The organism is Bradyrhizobium semiaridum (assembly GCF_020329505.1).
GTDB classification, from domain to species: Bacteria; Pseudomonadota; Alphaproteobacteria; order Rhizobiales; family Xanthobacteraceae; genus Bradyrhizobium; species Bradyrhizobium semiaridum.
Map to the genome: position 1 here is coordinate 1 of NZ_JAGKJJ010000002.1, position 20,363 is coordinate 20,363.

The window sequence follows — 20,363 nt, forward strand, 5'->3', positions numbered from 1 at the left end:
TCGCGCGTCGTCCGGTCAGCCTTGCTCAGAACAATGCTCGTCTTGCGGTCTACGCTTGCCGTCTCGTTCGGCCTGCTGGTGCTATCGGTCGAACCAGGTCACGCCCAGAGCCCCAACTTTCGCAATGCCGATCAGGCGCCGCCGTCCTGGGCGCAGTTCGCCAAGCTGGTGAAATACCGCTTCGAGGAATGGATCGCGGCGGACGAGGCTGTCGCCAACCGGTTCCGCAACTGGGTCACCGAGCATTCGGGCAAGGAGGGCGGCCCGCCGCCCTCGCTGGTGGTGAAGGCCTGGCTCAATCCCGACGGCACGGTCGAGCGGGTCTCGTTCGCGGCGCTCGGTGACGCGCGCGCGACCGAGGATTTGCGCACCATCCTGATGCGCGGCAATGTCGGCGAGGCGCCGCCGCCGGAAATGCTGCAACCCCTCAATCTTCGGTTCGCGCTCAATCTGCGCAAACCCTGATCGATCGCTTTGCGGAGCCGGGACGACGCATAGGTGACCGCCATGGCCGAACAGAACAATGCAAATTCGCGGCGCGCACTCATCGCGGCTGCCGTCGCGTTCCCCGTAACACTTCTCTTTCGCGCGGTCTCGGCGTCCGACAAGATGTCAAAACAGCAGGCTGAATACCAGGACACGCCGAATGGCATCTACTCCTGCGCTCTATGCACCCTGTTCGTGGCGCCGGACGGCTGCAAGGTGGTGGAGGGTGCGATCAGCCGGGATGGCTGGTGCAACGCGTTTGCTGCGGTGGATTGAGTGCATCCTCCCTGCAGGGGAGAATAACACTACAGCTCCCGCGCATTCGAAAACGCGAACGAGCTGACCCGCCGCGTTGTCTCGTCGAGGATCAGGCTGCGCGTGATCGGCGGCTCGGCGCGCTGGCTGCAATTCTCGCGCTCGCAGAGCCGGCAGTTGACGCCGATCGGGGTGCCCTCGGCCTTCTCGAGATCCATCCCGGTAGCATAGACGAGCTTGGATGCATGGCGGATCTCGCATCCGAGGCCGATCGCAAAGCGCGGCTGCGGCTGCGGGTAGGGCGCCACCGGCCGGCGCACCATCTGCGCGATCGAGAAGTAGCGCGTGCCGTCGGGCAGCTCGATCACCTGGCTGAGCAGGCGGTCGGGCATATCGAAGGTCGAATGCACGTTCCACAGCGGGCAGGTGCCGCCGAATTTCGAGAACGGGAAGGTGCCGGACGAGAAACGTTTCGAGACGTTGCCGGCATTGTCGACGCGCAGCATGAAGAACGGCACGCCGCGCGCATTCGGGCGCTGCAGCGTGGTGAGGCGGTGGCAGACCTGCTCGAAGCCGGCGTTGAAGCGCTGCGCCAGCACATGGACGTCGTAGCTCAAGGCTTCGGCGGCGGAATGGAATGCCTGGTAAGGCATCATCGCGGCCGCCGCGAAATAATTCGCCAGCGTGATGCGGTAGAGCCGGCGCGCGGTGTCGTCGAGCGGGCCGGCGCGGCCGACGATCGCGTCGATGCCGGCGCCGCACTCGGCAAAGCCGAGCTGCAGCGCGAGCTGAAAACTGCGGCCGGGGCTGTCGACCAGCTCGGAAATAAGCAGCTGCCGGCGGTGGCGGTCGAACCGGCGCAGCGTCTCGCGCATCACGTCGACCGGCATCACGCGGGTGACGATCGAGTGTTTTTCCCGCAAGCGCGCAGCCAGCGCGGCATAGAGACCCTCGGCCGGTACGTTGAGCTCGTCGCGCAGGGTCTCCGCCGCGGTCTCGAGCTCGGGAAAGTAGTTGCGGTTGGCCTCGATCAGATCGCGCACCCGCTCGATCGGATTGGCCTCGAACTGCGAGCCCTCGCGGTCGGCCATCTGCGCCGCCACCAGGGTCTCGCCGCGGCGCGCCTCGGTGTAGGCGGCATAGAGCCGTTGCAGGGCGTGGGTCACTCCGGGGCAGAGCTCGGCGAGGTCGCGCAGCTCCTGTTTCGGCAGGTCGATCTGGCGGAACAGCGGATCGGAAAAGATCTCGTTGAGTTCCGCGAAGAAGCGGTCCTCGTCGGCGGTGGCAAGGTCGCGCAGGTCGAGGTCGTAGGTCTCGGCGAGCCGCAGCAGGATCTGCGCCGTGACCGGGCGCTGGTTGCGCTCGATCAGGTTGACATAAGAGGGCGAGATGCCGAGCCCCTCGGCGATCTGGGTCTGCGACAGCCCGAGCTGCTGGCGGATCCGCCGGAAGCGGGGACCGACGAAGAGTTTCTTTCCGGACTCAGCGGGCATCGGGAACTCCGGGGCTGGTGCTTCCGCTTCGCCTCTCCCCGCCTGCGGGGAGAGGCCGACGCGCTCGCAAGAGCGAGGCGGGTGAGGGGGACTCTCCGCAAGTCCCGCTGCCGAGAGAGCCTCTCACCCCAACCCCCACCCCGTAAGAACGGGTAGAGGGAGTGCAGAAACCGCCTCCGAAACCAGCAACCATGGCAGTCCTTCTTACCCATTTAGTGACAAAATTTACAAATCGACATTTGTTACAAGTTCATATGTTACATGACATCACCAATAAAAAACAAGCCATCTATACGGACTTCGTTTTATCGCGTTTATCTCCTGCCACGCATTTCGCAATGCACTGTCAAGAATGTATGGCGAAGGCAGACAGGCAGAAAAGGCAATAGCCGCCGGTTTGCCATCACCGAATAGGAGCAGACAATGAACTTCCAACCGCGCGGCATCAGCGATCAGGCCATCCAGGGACCGGCTTCCTACCAGAGCCAGATCGAGGCGGCCGAAGCCCTCCTCAAGACGCAGCCGACCTGGAACGGCGTCTCGGCCGAGGCCGTGGCGCGCATGCGTCTGCAGAACCGCTTCAAGACCGGCCTCGACATCGCCCGCTACACTGCGGCGCTGATGCGCGCCGACATGGCGGCCTATGATGCCGACCCGACCAAGTACACCCAGTCGCTGGGCTGCTGGCACGGCTTCATCGCGCAGCAGAAGCTGATCTCGGTCAAGAAGCACTTCGGCAAGACCGACCGCCGTTATCTGTACCTGTCCGGCTGGATGATCGCCGCGCTGCGCTCCGAGTTCGGACCGCTGCCTGATCAGTCGATGCACGAGAAGACCTCCGTGCCGGCGCTGATCGAGGAGCTCTACACCTTCCTGCGTCAGGCCGACTCCCGCGAGCTTAACGACATCTTCCGCGCGCTCGACGCCGCCCGCAAGGAAGGCGACAAGGCGAAGGAAGCTGCACTGATCGAGAAGATCGACAACTTCCAGACCCATGTCGTGCCCGTGATCGCGGACATCGACGCCGGCTTCGGCAATGCCGAGGCGACCTACCTGCTCGCCAAGAAGATGATCGAGGCGGGAGCGTGCGCCCTACAGATCGAGAACCAGGTCTCCGACGAGAAGCAGTGCGGCCACCAGGACGGCAAGGTCACCGTGCCGCACGAGGTGTTCATCGCGAAGATCCGGGCGTGCCGCTATGCGTTCCTCGAGCTCGGCGTCGAAGACGGCATCATCGTGACCCGCACCGACTCGCTCGGTGCCGGCCTCACGCAGCAGATCGCCGTCAGCCACAAGCCGGGCGACATCGGCGATCAGTACAACAGCTTCCTGGATTGCGAGGAAGTGACGGCGGAAAATGCCCGCAACGGCGACGTCATCATCAACCGCAACGGCAAGATGATGCGTCCGAAGCGGCTGCCCTCGAACCTCTACCAGTTCCGCGCCGGCACCGGCGAGGATCGCTGCGTGCTCGACTCGATCACCTCGCTGCAGAACGGCGCCGACCTGTTGTGGATCGAGACCGAGAAGCCGCATATCGAGCAGATCGCAAAGATGGTCGACCGCATTCGCGAGGTCGTTCCGAACGCCAAGCTGGCCTACAACAACTCGCCGTCGTTCAACTGGACCATCAACTTCCGTTGGCAGGTCTACGACGCGATGAAGGAAGCCGGCAAGGATGTCAGCATGTACAACCGCGCCGAGCTCATGAAGCCGGAATATGACGATACGCCGCTGGGCATCGAGGCCGACGAGCGCATCCGCACCTTCCAGGCCGATTCATCGAAGCGGGCCGGCATCTTCCACCATCTGATCACGCTGCCGACCTATCACACGGCTGCGCTGTCGACCGACAATCTCGCGAAGGAGTATTTCGGCGAGCAGGGCATGCTTGGTTACGTGAAGAACGTTCAGCGTGCGGAAATCCGCCAGGGCATCGCCTGTGCGAAGCACCAGAACATGGCCGGCTCCGACATCGGCGACGACCACAAGGAATACTTCGCCGGCGAGGCCGCGCTGAAGGCGGGTGGCGTCCACAATACGATGAACCAGTTCGGCTAACAGCTGGATCCGGGCAACAGGAGACTGACAATGACCAAAGGCAGCAATTTCTGGGTGATCGGCGGCGAGTTCGGTTCGATGAACTTCCACAAGCTCGTGGAAGGCTCGGCCCAGGTCAGGGGTCCGTTCAAGACCCGCAAGGAAGCCGAAGAGTGCTGGAAGGAGGTCTCGGAGGAGAGCCGCCACAAGGCCGGCGTGCGCTTCTCGATCGTCGAGGAGCCCTCGCGGGTCTCAGCCTGATCTTCATCAATCAAGAAACGTCCAAGGACGGCGGCCCCATCCGGTTCATCCGGGTGGGGCCGTCCGCTTTCGGGACAGGGGTTTTTCCTGCTTTCGCTGGGGATAAGTGCCGGCCTAACTGCTTGGGAACCAACCGGCTTTGCGGGCGTCATGGTTGCTGATAGGTTAACGCTGAGCAAAACCCGTCACCACGAGGCCGCCGGCGATGTCTGATCCGCAGAACACGGGCAGTGAGGCGCGCGAGATGCGCCCGACGCTGCGTGAGGCGCTGCGGCGGGCCCGGATCGAGGCGGCCGACCGCACCGGCGTCGTCGTCGAATTGCGCGATGCCGAAGTGGCAAGGCTCGAGATCCTCAACGAGGCGCTCGATCCCCTGTTCGCCCAGGTGCCGGACCAGGTCGACCTGTTCGACCGCGGCATCAGCCTGGGCGAGACCCCGCGGCTGTGGATCGACGTCGTCGCGCACGTCCTGATGGGCCGCGACAAGCGCATTTACCGCTTCGTGCAGGATACGCGGTTCGGCCGCATCGTGCTCGCCGAATCGCACGACGTTCCCGTGATCGTCGATGCCGTCACCGACTATGTCGCGCGCCGCATGATCGAGCGCGAGCATGCGATGGTGGCGACCCCGCTTCCGGTTGCCGAGCCGCCGGCGCTGCCGCAGCCTGCCCCGGTGGCCGCGCCGCGGCGCCGCGGCAGCTTCGGCATGTTCGTGTTCGGCTTTCTGATGGGCGCTCTGGCGCTGTTCGGTCTTGCGCTGTATGCGAGCTTGAAGAATCTCTAGCCGCCATCTGGCGGGGGGCGTAGTGGTAGTAACACCGGTGTCGGCCTTGATGGGCGTGGTGGCGGCCGCCGCGGTGATCGGCAGCGCCGTGCTGTTCGGCAAGTGGCAGACGCTGCGCCGCGCCGAATTCATCCGCACCTTCACTCTGCCGCAGGGGCTGCTGGCCCGGCTCGAGCAGCGCCATCCCGGCTTCACCCGCAAGGACAGCGCGCTGGTCTCGCGCGCGCTGCGCCAGTTCTTCCTCGCCTATCTGATGAGCGGCAAGCGCTACGTCTCGATGCCCTCGCAGGCCGCCGACGACCTCTGGCACGAATTCATCCTCTACACCCGCGAATATGACGCGTTCTGCCGCCGCGCCTTCGGCAGCTTCCTGCATCATACGCCGGCGGTGGTGCTGGTGAAGGAGCGGCGCCGAAGCAATGAGGGGCTGCGGCGGGTCTGGTGGTACTGCTGCAAATATGAGAACATCGATCCGGTGAGGCCGACGCGGCTGCCGCTCTTGTTCGCGCTCGACGCCAAGCTGAACATCCCGAACGGCTTCGTCTACCATCCGGACTGCGAGGCCTTGCGCCGCAGCGGCGCCAGTGGCAGCAGCCCCTATTGCGGCGGCGATTTCTCCGACTCGTCGATCGACGGCTCGTCGGCTGGCTTCGGCGACGCCGGCAGCAGCGATGGCGGCGGCGACGGCGGTGGGCATGGCGGCGGCGATGGTGGAGGCGGTGATAGCGGCGGCGGCTGCGGCGGTGGTTGCGGCGGCGGGGGTGGCGGGGACTAAAGCATGATCCGGAAAAGTGCGAAGCGGTTTCCGAAAAGATCATGCTCAAACAAAGAGCTAAAGCGCGATGACGATTCAACCGATCTCATCGCGCTTTAGCTGCGCCGGCTGATGGCGCGCGGCGAGATCGTTGCAAAGCAGGTAATCCGTTCAATGACCCATTAACGCCGTGATGATACGCATCCCTCAAAACAACCTGCCGTTGCGAGGTCAGGATGAGGAGTGCGTCGCTTTTCATTGCGGGTATTATTCTATTTACCATGTTTGCGTCGCCGGCAGAGGCTCGGCGGTTTCGCATGATTCCGATCCCGGGTTTCGGCGGCGGGGGTGAGAGAATCGACCTTGTTTATGATCTTCCGAATGAGCCCCCTTTCATCAGGGATGGCCAGGGGATCGACGTCGGGTATCTGCACAGCCCGAAAGGCAATGCCTACGTTTTGTACCAGGGCGACCGCTATACCAAATTGGGAGACGCCGAAATCGCCATGCTGACCGGCGTGCTTGGTTTTGATCCCGCGGCGAGGCATCGCGCGGAATATGCGCGGCCGGCGCCGCCGCAGAAGGAGCGGCCCAACGTCGTCGAGCGTCGCGCCGGAGAATCGGCGGAGGATTTCGAGGCCCGCAAGAAGGCGTTCATCGAGGCGCATCGAGCCGCGATGGCGGAGCGGGCCGCGAGCCGTCCAGCACAAGAGGCCGTCGGTGGTCCGACGCAGTCCACAACCGCCGGCCGAACCGCCGGTTGGCTGAGCGCTCTCTCGATCGTCGCGGTTGTCGCCATTCTATTGGGTGCTGTCTGGAAGCTCCGTCACCGCATCCTGCGGGCGAAGGATTCCGCGGGCAGGGATGAATCGATGGAAGCATCCTATGCATCCGTCGACGCGCGCATCGCGGATCGGCTGAGCCAACTGCAGCGCGAATCGTCGCCGCTGGCGTCGGCCAGCCGCATGGAAGGCCTCTCTCCCGCGCCGTCCTTCGGCGCGAACACTCCCGTCCGCGCTTTCGGACGCCGGAACGCCTGACAGATCAGGCAACATCATCGCCGGCGCGGTCTTGCAGAGGTTGGACGATCCCGCGCTGCTAGAGCGCGATGAGATTTGGTTGGATCGTCATCGCGCTCTGGCTCTTTTGTTTGAGCATGATCTTTTCGGAAAACCGGTTCGCGCTTTTCCGGATCGTGCTTTAGGACAGTCGCATTTGTTGCAGCTCGCGCATGCCGTCGGCGCCGAAGCCGCGCACGGTCTGCTCGCAGCGCCAGGCGTTGCCGTCGCGCTCGATCGAGAACAGATTGTAGGCCGCGGCCGGATAATGCTTGCGCGGCAGCGCCGAGGCCGACGGCACGCCGATCGCCGGAATTTTCCGCTCGGGGCCGTCGAACCACATCGTCGAATGGATGTGGTCGTGGCCGTGCAGCACCAGTTCGACGCCGTGCCGCTTGAGTAGCCCCAGGAGCTGATGCGAATCGGTCAGCCGTTTGGCGCGTCCGTCGGAGTGCAGCGGATGATGCACCAGCAGCACGCGGAAGGCGTCCTCCTGCGACAATTGCGCGAGGATCTGCTCCAGCGCGCCGAGCTGGGCGTGGCCGAGCCATCCGGTCGCCATCAAAGGCGGCGTCGGCACCGCCGAGGAGACGCCGATCAGCGCCACCGGCCCGCGCCGGCGCACGAACGGAAAGTGGGTCGCGGCGCCATCGGCATCGCCGCGCAGATAATCGCCGAACATGCCGGCGAAGCGGTGCCGCGTCGCGCGCACATAGGCATCGTGATTGCCGGGCACCACAGTGACGTCTTCGGGAGTGCCGACGCCCTCCAGCCATTCCCGGGCCGGCTTGAACTCGGCATCCAGCGCCAGGTTGACGAGGTCGCCGGTGACCGCGATGTGATCCGGCTGCTGCGCCTGCATGTCGGCGACCAGAGTATCGAGCACGTCGCGGCGGTGGTATTTGTGCCGGTTGCGCGTCCAGTTCAAGTAGCCGAAGGCGCGCTTGCCGGCGAGGTCGCGCAGCCGCGCCGCCGGCAGCGGCGGCAGATGCGGGTCGGACAGATGCGCAAGGCGGAATGCCGCCATCATTCGGCCCCGTTCGGAATCCTGGCAAAAACTGGCCGGCAAACGCTCATGTCATGCTATCCCGGGCGTCCTGACCTGTATTGGCAAGCGGTGCGCATCCGCGCAAGGATCAAACATCATGACGTTGAGGGTTCAGTGACGGTCCTGCAGGATTTACGCAAGCGCTACGAGCCGCAGATCAGGTGGGTGTTTCATTTCTACTGGCGGCTGGTCCGCAGCATGACACTCGGGGTCCGCGCCGTGGTGCTGGATGCCGACAACAAGGTGTTCCTGGTCAAGCACAGCTACGTCCCCGGCTGGTATCTGCCGGGCGGCGGGGTCGAGGTCGGCGAGAGTTTCCTCGAATCGCTGCGGCGTGAACTGGCCGAGGAGGGGCGGATCGAGCTCGCCGGCGAGCCGGTGCTGCACGGCATCTTCCACAACAGCCACGTCTCGCCGCGCGATCATGTCGCGGTCTATGTCGTCAGGCAGTACCGGCAGGACCGTTTGCCGGAGCCGAACCGCGAGATCGTGGCCTGCGGCTTCTTCGACCCGGCTGCGCTGCCCGAGGATACCACCCCCGGCACGCGGCTGCGGATCGCGGAGGTGCTCGAGGGCAGGCCCCCGACCGTGACATGGCGGTGATGGACCGCGCGCGCAGCAGATGCTATCCCGCGCTCCACCATGACCGAGCTGTCCCTGACCATCCTGCCCGAGACTCCGAAAGACGCCCAGGCGATCGAGCGCCTGCATGAGCGCACCTTCGGGCCCGGCCGCTTCGTGCTCAGCGCCTACCGGCTGCGCGAGCATGTCGAGCACCTGCTCGACGTCTCCTTCACGGCGCGGATCGGCACGCTGCTGGTCGGCTCGGTGCGCCAGTTGCCGATCTGTATCGGTGATACCCAAGCCCTCATGCTCGGCCCGCTGACCGTCGAGCCGCCGTTCCGCAGCCGCGGCGTCGGCCGCGCGCTGCTCGAGCGCGCGATCAACGATGCCCGCGTCAAGGGCCACAGTCTGATCGTGCTGGTCGGCGACGAGCCGTATTACGCGCGCGTCGGCTTCAAGCCGATCGAGAAGGGGCGGATCACCATGCCCGGTCCGGTCGACTACAGCCGCCTGCTGGTGCTGGAACTGGTCGAGGGCGCCTTCGAGGGCGTGTCCGGGCCGATCCAGCCGGACTGGAGCAAGGCGATCTGACATCCGCGCGCGCATCGCCCGGACCTGTTGCGCACCTGCACGATCTGAAGCACAGTTGGGGCAAGCGCCGGGACAAGACCGGACCGGCGCATGTCATATCAACAGGGAGAGTGCGCGCCATGATCAAGATCAGTGTGATGTATCCGAACAATCCCGGCGCGCGCTTCGATCACGATTATTATCGCGACAAGCACATGCCGCTGGTGAAGGCGCGGCTGGGCGACGCCTGCAAATACTACACCGTCGACAAGGGTCTTGCGGGCGGCGCACCGGGCGCGCCCGCGACCTATGTCGGGATGTGCCATATCTTCTGCGACTCGGTCGAAGCGTTCGCGGCCGGCATGGGACAGCATGGCAAGGAGATCATGGCCGACATCCCGAACTACACCGATCTGCAGCCGGTGATCCAGATCAGCGAAGTCGTCGTCGGCCACTGACGGCGCCGGCCGAGGCTGCCGTCATGCGCAGCCACGCGGGTGCGATGCCGCACTGTTTGAATCACAGACGGAACGCTATCTGCTGCAGCATTCAGGTGCGCGCCGGCCGGCGCCCGCAACGCAGAGCGGCGACGCCATGGACCGATTATGTCGTCGCGGTCCTAAACGGCTGTCTCGTGTTTTGCTCGGCAGCCGGAGCGACGTCCGTTGGCGATGCAACGCAGCAGAACCTGCAGGCAATGGGCGCTGGGTCCAACGTCGCGAAATCGGCGGGCAAGAAAGCGGAGAAAACGACGGAGGCCACCGCCGGGGCGGGTGCCACACGCGGGTTTTGGACAAGCTGGTTCTGAGCGACATCTCCTCAGCCGCGAGGGGCAGAGGAGATGTGTTTGGTTCACAACTTCTTGCTCAGAACTTCAAATTGGCGAATGCCCGCACGCCGATGCCGGGCAGCAGCACCTCGTCCTTGTTGTAGGAGACGGAATTGCGGATGTTCTGGTTGAGCAAATTGTTGCCCACGAGACCAACCGTCATCTCGCGTGCGCCGATCCAGGCGGGATCGAGCTTGGTCTTGTAGCTGACCTCGGCCTTCAACAAATTGTAGCCAGCCGTCGGTGTCTCGGCGACCTCCGCGACGTCGTTCTGAGCGAACGCGTGCAGCAGGTTGATGCGCATGAACCAGTTGGTATCGCGCCAATAGACGCCCGCGCCGACTCGCACTGGCGGTATCCGCGGCACGTTGGTGCCGTCGGTGAAAGTGGCGCGCACCACGTCGAACTGGTTCTCGATGCCCCAGATACCGCCATTGAGCGGTCCTACGTCGAGTTGGCTCTGGAATTCGGCGCCACGGAAGATGGCGTCCTGCTGCGAATAGACCGCCTGTTTGAGCTCCAGCGGAGCTGGATCGGCGGCATCAACACACGCTGCTTCGTCGCAGGTGTTGCCGGTCAGCCGACGGAAGATGAAGCCGTTGAAGCGCGTGTAGTAGCCGGTCAGTTCGAAGCGCAGCGGTCCGGTCGCCCGCCGCAATCCGATCTCGACCGATTTTGCCGTCTCGATACCGAGATTGGGATTGCCGATGTCGAAGGTCGCGGTCGCGTCATGGGGGCCGCGTGAGAACAGCTCGGCCGGCTTTGGCGCGCGTTCGACATATTGGCCGGTGATGCTGGCGACGAGATCATACGGCAAATCCTGGATCAGCCCGATGCTGGCGCTTTTCGGCGTGAAGTGCAGATTGCGGGCGGTGGCAGGGCCGATCGAGTCAGGATCGGCGGCAACGTCGAACACGCTCGGGACGAATTCCGGCGTCGTACCCGAAAGGTTGACTCGCTCGACCCGTCCGGCGACTTGAGCCTTGGTCGTGTCGGTGAATTTCAGCTCGTTGAAGACGTAGCCGGCGACCCTGTTGTTGCTGTTGGGGTCCCACAGGCCATTCAAGGGACTGCCTGGATCATCCGGACTCGGGGCGGTCAACTTCTGATGACCCGCCTGCAGCCCGAATGCCGTGGTGACCGCCGCAAACCGCGCATTGAATGGCGCCATCTGCACCTCGACCCGACCTTCCTGCTCCCTGTTGGTGAAGGTTTGCCGGACACCGACGGTTGAGGGGTCGGCGGGATCGGCGAGCCCGATCTCGTTGTGGTGATAGTCGGTGGCACCGGCCCAGAACCTGATGGCATCGATCGCCGCGGCATCCGGCCGGTATTCGCCCTTGGCCGTGAACTTTGTCTGATGGGCGTCGATCCGCGTCTGGTGATCGGCGCCGTCGATGCCGGGGATGCGATAGAGCGAATCGTTCTGCGTGACAGCCGCACCAATGAAGCCGCCATCGAAGATATAGGAGCCGCCGAGCGACACTCCGTCTGCTTGTGCAGCAGAGTTTGGTTGCTTGCCGTTGAACGGTTTGGTCAGGTCGAACAGATACGGATAGGACGGGACGCTGTAGTCGCTCGTTTTGCGGCCAAAGGCATCGGCGTGAACGGCAAAATTTCCGCCGCCGGCATCGAGCAGGATCGCGCCCTCGACGCCGCGATCGACCGAGTTGACGGCCGTCCGCGTCTCGGCCGTCATGCAAGACGACGGCACATTCGCAAGCGGCGCCTTGGTTGGAAGGCCGTAGCTCTGAAACGGTGCGACCTCGCATACCGGCAGCGCGCTCGGGATCCTATTATTGGTCGCGGCGACCACGCCGCCGATCGATGTCGACCCATAGCGGAGCGCGGCCGGGCCCCGGATCACTTCGACCTGGTTTGTGGCTATCGGGTCAACGGGAACGAAATGATCTTCACCGAGATCGGATGCGCCGCCGGCTGGCGTGCCGTTTTCGAGTATGCCGACGCGATTGACATCGAGGCCGCGGATGATCGGCCGGCTGGAGGCGCCGGGCGCGAACTCTGAACCGGTGATGCCGGGTTTGGAAAACAGCAGATCGCCGAGCGTGGCGCCTCCGGAGCGGCGGATTTCCTCGTTCGGCACCACGGTGACGGTCGCGAACTGGTCGGTGACGACGGGCAGCACGCCCTGCTGCGGCGCCGGTGCAGTTGCTGCGGCCGCCGGCTGCTGCTCCGCCGCGCGCTCGCGGCTGCGGCTCGGGGTGCTGCGCGCGACGCGCGCCGGCGTGCGCGACGGCACGGCGCGGTGCCGCTGGATCGGGCTCGGCGCGGTGATGGTGACGTCGGGCAGTTGCGTGGGCGTTGATGCCGAGGGCGTATCGTCGGCCAGTGCGCCGTGCCCCATCGCGCACAGCAACAGCCAGCTCGCGCTCCCGAGTTGGAATGCTCGTTTCTTCTGCAATGTCATTGTTCCGATCCTGATCCCGTCGACGCACGACGGATCGATTCCGATGGTCCCGGTCGGGGAGGCCGCGCGCGGGGCGCGGCTGCTCCCTTGCGGGCGCAGCAGTCAATCGATGTCAGGATTGCGGAGGGGCGCGGGACTGGAACGCTACAGGCGCCGACTTGAGGTGAAGGAATTCGGCATCGGTGGTGCGGCGGAGGAAGTCCATCGCTTCCGGCAACAGCAGCACCGGTGGGGTCGCGACCAAGAGATTGCCCGCCATCGAGATGACGACGCAGATTGCGCAATGGTCGCGCGGCTGCTGCTCATTGTCGTGATGGACCGGCGGCTGCTTTTGCACCACCTGGATGGCGAGATCCGGCGTCGCCGACGTCCCGACATAGGCGAAGTCGAGCTGCGACAGTCCGCTCTGGACCGCCGCCGGGGCCGCCCGCACCGCCGCGAGGGGATGGAAATGGCCGAACGACAACACGACCTGCACGGCGAGCGCGAACAGCGCCAGCCGCGAGCCAGTCTTGATGTGTTTCCGGAACCAGTTCATTGACGCCCACCCCATCGGGCGGCGTGAACCCCAGCCGTCCGATGTTACATTATAACATCGGACCGCGATTGCGGTGTCAACCGCCGTTCAGACCGATTGTATCGATCTGTTGCCGGTGTGTGATTGTCGCAACGGAGCCGATCGTACGAGCGGGCTACCGTCCCTCGCGCAGCCAAGTCGCCGCGAAGGCGCCGAGCAGCAGCAGCAGGCCGACCAGGCCGGCGAACATCGGCAGCACGCCGACGCCCTTGACGACGCTGGCATCGCGCATCCTGACGCCGAGCCAGCCGTCGCCGCGGAAGATCGACGAGGCGTGCACCGGCACGATGCGCGGCATGTCGAGGCCGGATCCGTCGACGATGCGCCGCGCGTCGCCGCCGGTCGCCTGCGCCAGCGGCCTCAGCGTTTCGGTGGTCGAGGTGACCTCCGAAAACTCCTTCGGATTGGTCGGGCCGACATTGATCAGCGCCTTCAGCGTGCCGTCGGTTGCTTGCCACAGGCCGAGTTCGTCGGCAGGCAGCGTCGCGCGCCACTCGCCGGGATCGCCGGCGGTCAGCGTCATCTCGCGCGTGGTGCCGCTCGGCGACGTCACGGTGACCGGAGAGACGGCGTCGGCCATGGTCTGGCGCACCACGACGAGGTCCTTGCCCTGCACCTGCATGCGCAGCGCTTCCTCGTCGAGGTCGGGCTGCTTCATCAGCCAGTGCGACATCCGCCGCAGCAGATCGAGATGCGGGCCGCCGCCCTCATAGCCGCGCGCCCACAGCCAGATATGGTCGGACAGCAGCAGCGCGACGCGGCCCTCGCCGAAGCGCGACAGCAGCAGCAGCGGCTTGCCGTCGGCGCCGGTCATCACCGGCGGGTTGATCGCGTTGCGGGTATCGACGGTGCGGAAAAACCGGCTCCAGTGCGGCGGTTCGGAGGCCGAGCCCTCGAGCCCGCGCGTCACCGGGTGGCGTTTCCCGGCATCGCTCAGATGCGCGTAGAACGGCTTCTCGGTGACGCCGACCGGTTCGGCCGGCAGCACCGAATCCAGCGGCGTGCGCCAGATGCTGGTGGTCGAGGCGTAGTCGGGGCCGGCCGAGACCAGCACCGCACCGCCGGATCGGACATAGCGCGCGATGTTGTCGAAATAGGCGATCGGCAGCACGCCCTGGCGGGCGTAGCGGTCGAAGATGATCAGCTGGAAATCGTTGATGCGCTGCTGGAACAGCTCGCGGGTCGGAAACGCGATCAGCGACAGCTCGTTGATCGGCGTGCCGTCCTGCTTCTCCGGCGGACGCAGAATGGTGAAATGCACGAGATCGACGCTGGGATCGGATTTCAGCAGATTGCGCCAGGTGCGCTCGCCGGAATGCGGCTCGCCGGAGACCAGCAGCACGCGCAGCTTGTCGCGCACGCCGTCGATCGCGACCACGGCGCGGTTGTTGACCGGGGTCAGCTCGTTGGCCAGCGGGGAAGCCTCGATCTCGACGATGTTGGGACCGGCGTGCTTGATGTCGATGTCGACGCTGGCGGTCTGGCCGCTGGTCAGCGTGCGCTCGCTGATCACCTCGCCGTCGCGGCGCACCGTGACCTTGGCGCGCTCGCCGCTGACGCCCTGGTCGTCGAGCCGGTAGGTGATGGTCTGCGGCTTGCCCACGATGCCGAAGCGCGGTGCCGCGGTGATGGCGATGCGCCGGTCGCGCTCGTCCTTGCGGCCGGTGATCAGCGCATGCACCGGCGCCTGAAAGCCGAGTGACTGGGCGTTGGCGGGAATGTCGTGCACGCGGCCGTCGGTGATCAGGAAGGCACCGGCGACGCGCTCGACCGGGACGTCCGAGAGAGCCGAGGTAAGCGCGCCGAACAGTTTGGTGCCGTCGGTCTCACCGTCGGCCTGGCCGGCGTCGACGACGCGGACCTCGAGGCCCTTGATCTGCTTCAGGCTGTCGACCAGCGCTTCGCGCGCCTTGTCGGTCTCCTGGTTGCGGGTGCCGAAGTTCTGGCTCGGGCTCTTATCGACGACGACCGCGGCGACCGAGGACAACGGCTCGCGGTCCTCGCGGGTGAAGGAGGGATTGGCCAGCGCGAGCAGGATCAGCGCCAGCGCGGCAACGCGCACCGCGGCGCCGCGGGAGCGTGACACGAGAAGCAGTACCGCGATGACGACGATCGCGCCGAGCGCGAGCCACAGCACGAGCGAAGGAACCAGCGGCGTGAACGCGATACCGTAGTTCATGGCTAGCTTCTATTCGTTGCGAGCATGATCGGTTCGGAAACCCGGTTCCCACTTTTCCGGATCATGCTCATTGTCCCAGCCGTTCGATCAGCGCGGGCGCGTGCACTTGATCGGCCTTGTAGTTGCCGGTCAGCGTGTACATCACGATGTTGACGCCGGCGCGGAAGGCGAATTCGCGCTGGCGCGGCTCGCCCGGCGTCAGCGGCAGCGTCGGCTGTCCGTCGGGCCGGATCGCCCAGGCGCCGGCGAGATCGTTCGAGGTGATGATGATCGGGGAGACGCCGTCGCCGCCGCGTGCGGGGCGCTGCGCGGCCTCCTCGTCGTCATCCTCGCGCGGCAGCGCTTCGACCCAGGTCTGGCCGGAATTGAAGCGGCCGGGGAAGTCGCGCAGCAGGTAGAACGTCTTGGTCAGCACGTGCTCGCGCGGCACCGGCTCGAGCTCGGGGACGTCGAGGGTCGACAGCAATTCGCGCAAGGTCTGCATCGCCGGCGTCTGCGCGCCGCCATTGTCGCCGGGCGGTGCCTCGACCGCGTCGCGGGTGTCGAATATGACGGTGCCGCCCTGCTTCATATACGCATCGATCTTGTTGATGGCGTCCTGCGGCGGCTTGGGCGCGCCAGGCACAATCGGCCAGTAGATCAGCGGGAAGAAGGCGAGTTCGTCGCGCGCCGGATCGACCCCGACGGGATCGCCGGCCTCCAGCGCGGTGCGCTGCGCCAGGAACAGCGTCAAGCCGCCCATGCCGGCCTTGACGATGGAATCGACGTCGGCATTGCCGGTCACGACATAAGCGAGCCGGGTCTGCGACACCGACTTGATGGCGAAGTCGTCGCTGTTCTGGGCGTGCGTCGGCGTGGGCGCCAGCGCGAGCGCCGCCAGCATGAAGGCGAAGGCAAGCACCGCGGGCGCAGTGCGCCGCCTGATCAGCGCCGCGAGGCCGCCGCCCAGCATCGCCACCACGATGGCATCGATCAGGAACAGCGCGAGCGCCGTCGACAGCATGATGCCGCGCAGGTCGCGCGGTTCGGTGTTGGTGTAGCTCGCATGCCGCGCCTTGAGGCCGGACGTGTCGAGCGGCGCGATGCGGTCGGCGGAGGCGAGGGTGTTGACCGCGATCGGGCTCTCCGCCGTGCCGTAGAAGCCGGGCGGATGATCCGCCGTGCCGCGGTCGCGATAGTCGGCCGGCATCGGCTTGGCGGTCGATGGCGGCGGGCCGAACGCGCCGAAACCGTCGAGTATGCGCAGCGGCGCGACCATCTCGGCCTTGGGATCGCTGGCGACGCCCGGGCCGGGCGTCGAGGTGTAGCCGGACATGTCGATCAGCCGCCGCAGCATCTCGACGAAAGTGCCGGACATCGGCAAGTCCGACCAGCGCATGTCGGCGCCGACATGGAACAGGCTGAGCACGCCCTTGCCGCGGCGCTCGCCGGTGACGAGCGGCGTGCCGTCTTCCAGCGACGCCCAGCTCTTGGTTGCAAGCACCGCGTCGGGCTCGGCCAGCACCTGCCGGCTCACGGTGATGTCCTTTGGCACGGTCAGGCCTGCGAACGGTCCGTCGGCGGCGAACGAGGCCATATGCTGCGGCTTCTCCCAGGTCAGGCTGCCGCCGAGCGTACGGCCACCCTTGCGCAATTTGACCGGCACGAGGTCATCGTCGGCCTGGGCGAGGCGGGGACCGGCGAAGCGCACCAGCACGCCGCCCTGGTCGATCCAGGCGTTGAGGCGGTCGCGGATATCCGGCGACACCGTGCCGACGTCGGCCATCACGATCATCGGCAGCCGCTGATCGAGGAATTGCGCGAGCGCCTGCTGCGGCGAGCCGCGATCGCCGAGCCTGATGTCGGCGAACGGCGACAGCGCGCGGGACAGATAGAAAGTCGAGGCGAGCAGCGGCTGCGCGGTGTCGGCGCTGGAGCCCGAGACCACGCCGATGGCGCGGCGACGCCAGCGCCGGTCGAGCAACTGCACGGCGCCGGCGGAACGCTCGCCGGCGATTTCGAGCCGGGCGATGTCGTTGCGCAGCTCGACCGGAAGGTCGAAGGCGGCTTCGGTCTCACGATCCTCTGCGCCGAACGCGTAGCGCGCTTCGCCGATCGGTGAGCCCTTGGCATCGACCGCACGCACGGTGCCGCCGGCGATCCCGCTTCCGGTGCGTAGCACCTTCACCGTCATCTTGGCGGCGGCGTTCTCGGCCGCGACCAGGGCCTGCGCGGACGGCGCGCCACCCGAATAGATCGTCAAATTGCGGCCCTCGATGACCTTGCCGAGCCCTTCGGCGAATTCGCTGCCGCGGCCGGTGTCGACGCCGTCGGACAGCCAGACGATGTCGCTATCGCCGGTCGATTTGAGGAAACGCCCAAGTGCAGCGAGGGTTTCAACGCGGTCGATCGAGTACGGCTTCGGCGCGAGCTGGCGCAGCGCGACGCGTGCGGTGCCGGCCGGCATCAGCGTGATGTCGCGCGCAGGCTCCGACAGCGGCACCAGCGCGACGCCGCGGCGGTCGGCATCGGCGTCGGTGATCAATTCGTCCGCGGCCTTGATCCGCGCATCCCAGCTCGCAGCGGCGCTCCAGCCGTCGTCGAGCAGCACCACCAGCGGCAGCTTGCTCGCGGCGATGCCGGTCTGCGGATTCCAGATCGGGCCGGCAGCGGCGAGGATGACAAGCGCCGCGGCGGCGAGCCGCAGCAGGGTCAGCCACCACGGCGTGCGCGACGGCGTCTCCTCCTTCGGCGCAATGTCGAACAAGAGCCGGGTCGGCGGGAATTCGATGCGCCGCGGCCGCGGCGGCATCACGCGCAGCAGCCACCACAGCACCGGCAGGCTGACCAGCCCAATCAGCAGCAGCGGTTCGGCAAAGGAGAGGGGAAGACCTGCGATCATGCGCTGCGCCCCGCCTTCACTGTCGAGCGTCCGCCGCTCTTGCTCACCATCATGCCGGCATGCAGGAACAGCAGCAGCTCTGCCGCGGAGCGGCTGGTGGTGTGGGTCGAGAACAGCCAGTCGAGCTGGTTGGTCTCGGCGCGGATCTGGTCGCGATGCAGCGCGACGCGGGCGACGTAGTCGTTCGCCCAGCTTTCGGCGCGGCCCGCGGTGATGACACTGCCGGCCTCCGGCTCGACGAACTCGACGCGGCCGGAATAGGGGAAGGTCTCTTCCGCGGGATCGACCACCTGGATCAGCGAGCCGTGCGCGCCCGACGAGGCGAGCCCGGCCAGCATGGTCTTGATCTCCGGCAGCGGTGACCAGAAGTCCGACAGCACCACGATCTCGGCGAGCGACGACGGCACGAAGGTGGGCGGCAGGCTGGCGCGCGTCGCTTCATCGTGCAGGATCGCCTGCGCCATCTTGTCGATCACGGCGCGGCTCGCGGTCGGCATCATCAGGCCGGGGATGCCGACGCGTTCGCCGCCGGAAACCAAAAGCTCGGCCAGCGCGAAGGCGACGATCAGGCCGCGCTCAAGCTTCGAGTCACGCGCATCGCGCGAGGCAAACACCATAGAAGGCGAGCGGTCCGGCCAGATCCAGACCGTGTGCGCAGCCTCCCATTCCTGCTCGCGGACATAGAGATGGTCGTCGCGCCCGGAGCGGCGCCAGTCGACGCGCTGCGCCGGCTCGCCGGACACGAAGCGGCGGTATTGCCAAAAGCTCTCGCCGGCGCCGGCACGGCGGCGGCCATGCAGGCCGTGGATGACATTGGCCGCGATGCGGCGGGCCTCAAGCACCAGGCGCGGCAGCGATGCGGCGAGCGTTCGGCTTTCGCCATCAGCACGTCGGACCGCCAGGATCTCCCCTTGCTGGTGCCTGTCGTCGGCAGCCATTAGCCGATCCGCGTCTTCAATTGCCTGATCACGTCAGGAATGGTGCGGCCCTCGGCGCGCGCCGAGAAGGTCAAGGCCATGCGGTGCTTCAGCACGGGTTCGGCGAGATCGAGCACGTCGTCGATCGACGGCGCGAGCCGTCCGTCGAGCAGCGCGCGGGCGCGCACCGCGAGCATCAGGGACTGGCTGGCGCGGGGACCGGGTCCCCAGGCGATCAGCTTGCCGGCTTCGCCGCCGTCGGGGCCGGGGCGCGCGGCGCGGACCAGCGACAGGATCGCTTCGACCACGGAGTCGCCGACCGGCAGGCGGCGCACCAGCCGCTGCGCTGCGAGCAGCGTCTCGGTGTCCATCGCCGGCTTGGCTGCAGTCTCCTCGGCGCCGGTGGTTTCGAACAGGATGCGCCGCTCGGCGTCCCGATCGGGATAATCGACGTCGATTTCCATCAGAAAGCGGTCGAGCTGTGCTTCGGGCAGCGGATAGGTGCCTTCCTGCTCCAGCGGGTTCTGCGTCGCCAGCACATGGAACGGCTTCGGCAGATCGTGCCGCGCACCGGCAATGGTGATGTGCTGCTCCTGCATGGCCTGCAGCAGCGCCGACTGGGTGCGCGGGCTGGCGCGGTTGATCTCGTCGGCCATCAAGAGCTGCGCGAACACCGGACCTGAGATGAAGCGGAACGAGCGCTTGCCGGCCGAGCTCTCGTCGAGCACCTCGGCGCCGAGAATGTCCGACGGCATCAGGTCGGGCGTGAACTGGACGCGCTTGGCATCGAGACCGAGCGTGACGCCGAGCGTCTCGACCAGCTTGGTCTTGGCGAGACCGGGGACGCCGATCAGCAATGCGTGGCCGCCGGACAGGATCGTCACCAAGGTGTTTTCGATCACCTGCTCCTGACCGAAAATGACGGTGGAGACCGCCTCCTTGGCGGCGCGAATCTGGCCGGCGACCTGCTCGGCCGAACGGACGATCACATCCTCCAGTTTCTCGACGCTGTCTGCACCAGCCATTCGGTCCGCTCCGTTTCCTGACGATCCGCGCATTGCCGCGTCGTCGTCTTGCGTCGTCATCGCATGGCCATCATGCTAAACCTGCGCGAAGGCCATGTATTCGTTGAATTAAACTATCCCCACCTTATCGGCATTTCAGGGTATGAACGGCATCACGATGTGGCGAGAATGACGTCCCGACCACATCTCAGGTACGTGCACCAAATGTGCCAGA

The 20,363-nt window shown here is 66.0% G+C and carries 18 protein-coding genes; 10 read left to right on the forward strand and 8 right to left on the reverse strand.

The window, feature by feature from the left end; genetic code table 11:
* A partial coding sequence (locus J6500_RS02360; RefSeq protein WP_376707746.1) for a hypothetical protein occupies positions 1–465 on the forward strand: 465 nt, incomplete at its 5' end.
* A 42-nt stretch (positions 466–507) separates the two neighbouring features.
* Positions 508–762, forward strand: a complete 255-nt coding sequence (locus J6500_RS02365) for an iron oxidase (RefSeq protein WP_225711062.1) — start codon at positions 508–510, stop codon at positions 760–762.
* 29 nt (positions 763–791) lie between these two features.
* On the opposite strand, the gene J6500_RS02370 is transcribed toward J6500_RS02365, so the two are convergent.
* The gene (locus J6500_RS02370) at positions 792–2,234 is read right to left on the reverse strand and encodes a helix-turn-helix domain-containing protein (protein ID WP_225711063.1); all 1,443 of its coding nucleotides are present in this window, start codon (positions 2,232–2,234) and stop codon (positions 792–794) included.
* Positions 2,235–2,657: 423 nt separating this feature from the next.
* Here J6500_RS02370 and J6500_RS02375 point away from each other — a divergent pair, with 423 nt between their 5' ends.
* The 5 genes from J6500_RS02375 (at position 2,658) to J6500_RS02395 (ending at position 7,113) form a co-directional block, all read left to right on the forward strand.
* A complete protein-coding gene (locus tag J6500_RS02375) occupies positions 2,658–4,295 on the forward strand; it encodes an isocitrate lyase (protein WP_225711064.1) in 1,638 nt (545 codons plus the stop codon).
* A gap of 30 nt (positions 4,296–4,325) precedes the next feature.
* The gene (locus J6500_RS02380; protein ID WP_028347002.1) at positions 4,326–4,535 is read left to right on the forward strand and encodes a DUF4170 domain-containing protein; all 210 of its coding nucleotides are present in this window, start codon (positions 4,326–4,328) and stop codon (positions 4,533–4,535) included.
* Between the two features lie 205 nt (positions 4,536–4,740).
* Positions 4,741–5,319, forward strand: coding sequence for a hypothetical protein (locus tag J6500_RS02385; RefSeq protein WP_225711065.1), 579 nt, complete (start codon positions 4,741–4,743; stop codon positions 5,317–5,319).
* Between the two features lie 22 nt (positions 5,320–5,341).
* Positions 5,342–6,094 carry a glycine-rich domain-containing protein gene (locus tag J6500_RS02390; RefSeq protein ID WP_225711066.1) on the forward strand — a complete coding sequence of 251 codons (753 nt, stop codon included), beginning with the start codon at positions 5,342–5,344 and terminating at the stop codon, positions 6,092–6,094.
* 215 nt (positions 6,095–6,309) lie between these two features.
* On the forward strand, positions 6,310–7,113 hold the full coding sequence (locus tag J6500_RS02395; protein ID WP_225711067.1) for a hypothetical protein: 804 nt from the start codon (positions 6,310–6,312) through the stop codon (positions 7,111–7,113).
* Positions 7,114–7,273: 160 nt separating this feature from the next.
* Here the strand turns inward: J6500_RS02395 and J6500_RS02400 are convergent, their stop codons facing one another.
* Positions 7,274–8,158: a metallophosphoesterase family protein gene (locus tag J6500_RS02400; RefSeq protein ID WP_225711068.1), complete on the reverse strand. Its 885-nt coding sequence runs from the start codon at positions 8,156–8,158 to the stop codon at positions 7,274–7,276.
* Positions 8,159–8,293: 135 nt separating this feature from the next.
* Here J6500_RS02400 and J6500_RS02405 point away from each other — a divergent pair, with 135 nt between their 5' ends.
* The 3 genes from J6500_RS02405 to J6500_RS02415 all read left to right on the forward strand — a co-directional run bounded on the left by J6500_RS02405 (position 8,294) and on the right by J6500_RS02415 (position 9,771).
* The gene (locus J6500_RS02405) at positions 8,294–8,782 is read left to right on the forward strand and encodes an NUDIX domain-containing protein (RefSeq protein WP_225711069.1); all 489 of its coding nucleotides are present in this window, start codon (positions 8,294–8,296) and stop codon (positions 8,780–8,782) included.
* Between the two features lie 39 nt (positions 8,783–8,821).
* The gene (locus tag J6500_RS02410; protein ID WP_225711070.1) at positions 8,822–9,334 is read left to right on the forward strand and encodes a GNAT family N-acetyltransferase; all 513 of its coding nucleotides are present in this window, start codon (positions 8,822–8,824) and stop codon (positions 9,332–9,334) included.
* Between the two features lie 119 nt (positions 9,335–9,453).
* Entirely contained in the window at positions 9,454–9,771 is a 318-nt protein-coding gene (locus tag J6500_RS02415; protein WP_225711071.1) for an EthD family reductase, read from the forward strand.
* Between the two features lie 408 nt (positions 9,772–10,179).
* On the opposite strand, the gene J6500_RS02420 is transcribed toward J6500_RS02415, so the two are convergent.
* The 6 genes from J6500_RS02420 to J6500_RS02445 all read right to left on the reverse strand — a co-directional run bounded on the left by J6500_RS02420 (position 10,180) and on the right by J6500_RS02445 (position 20,149).
* Positions 10,180–12,570, reverse strand: coding sequence for a TonB-dependent receptor (locus J6500_RS02420; protein WP_225711072.1), 2,391 nt, complete (start codon positions 12,568–12,570; stop codon positions 10,180–10,182).
* A gap of 112 nt (positions 12,571–12,682) precedes the next feature.
* A complete protein-coding gene (locus J6500_RS02425) occupies positions 12,683–13,108 on the reverse strand; it encodes a DUF2946 family protein (protein WP_225711073.1) in 426 nt (141 codons plus the stop codon).
* 154 nt (positions 13,109–13,262) lie between these two features.
* Positions 13,263–15,326, reverse strand: coding sequence for a hypothetical protein (locus J6500_RS02430; RefSeq protein WP_225711074.1), 2,064 nt, complete (start codon positions 15,324–15,326; stop codon positions 13,263–13,265).
* A 67-nt stretch (positions 15,327–15,393) separates the two neighbouring features.
* Entirely contained in the window at positions 15,394–18,204 is a 2,811-nt protein-coding gene (locus tag J6500_RS02435) for a DUF4159 domain-containing protein (protein WP_225711492.1), read from the reverse strand.
* Positions 18,204–19,145: a DUF58 domain-containing protein gene (locus tag J6500_RS02440; RefSeq protein ID WP_225711075.1), complete on the reverse strand. Its 942-nt coding sequence runs from the start codon at positions 19,143–19,145 to the stop codon at positions 18,204–18,206. The genes J6500_RS02435 and J6500_RS02440 overlap by 1 nt, the downstream gene beginning before the upstream one ends.
* Positions 19,145–20,149: an AAA family ATPase gene (locus tag J6500_RS02445; protein ID WP_225711076.1), complete on the reverse strand. Its 1,005-nt coding sequence runs from the start codon at positions 20,147–20,149 to the stop codon at positions 19,145–19,147. Before J6500_RS02445 ends, J6500_RS02440 begins: the two co-directional genes overlap by 1 nt.
* Positions 20,150–20,363: the final 214 nt, after the last annotated feature.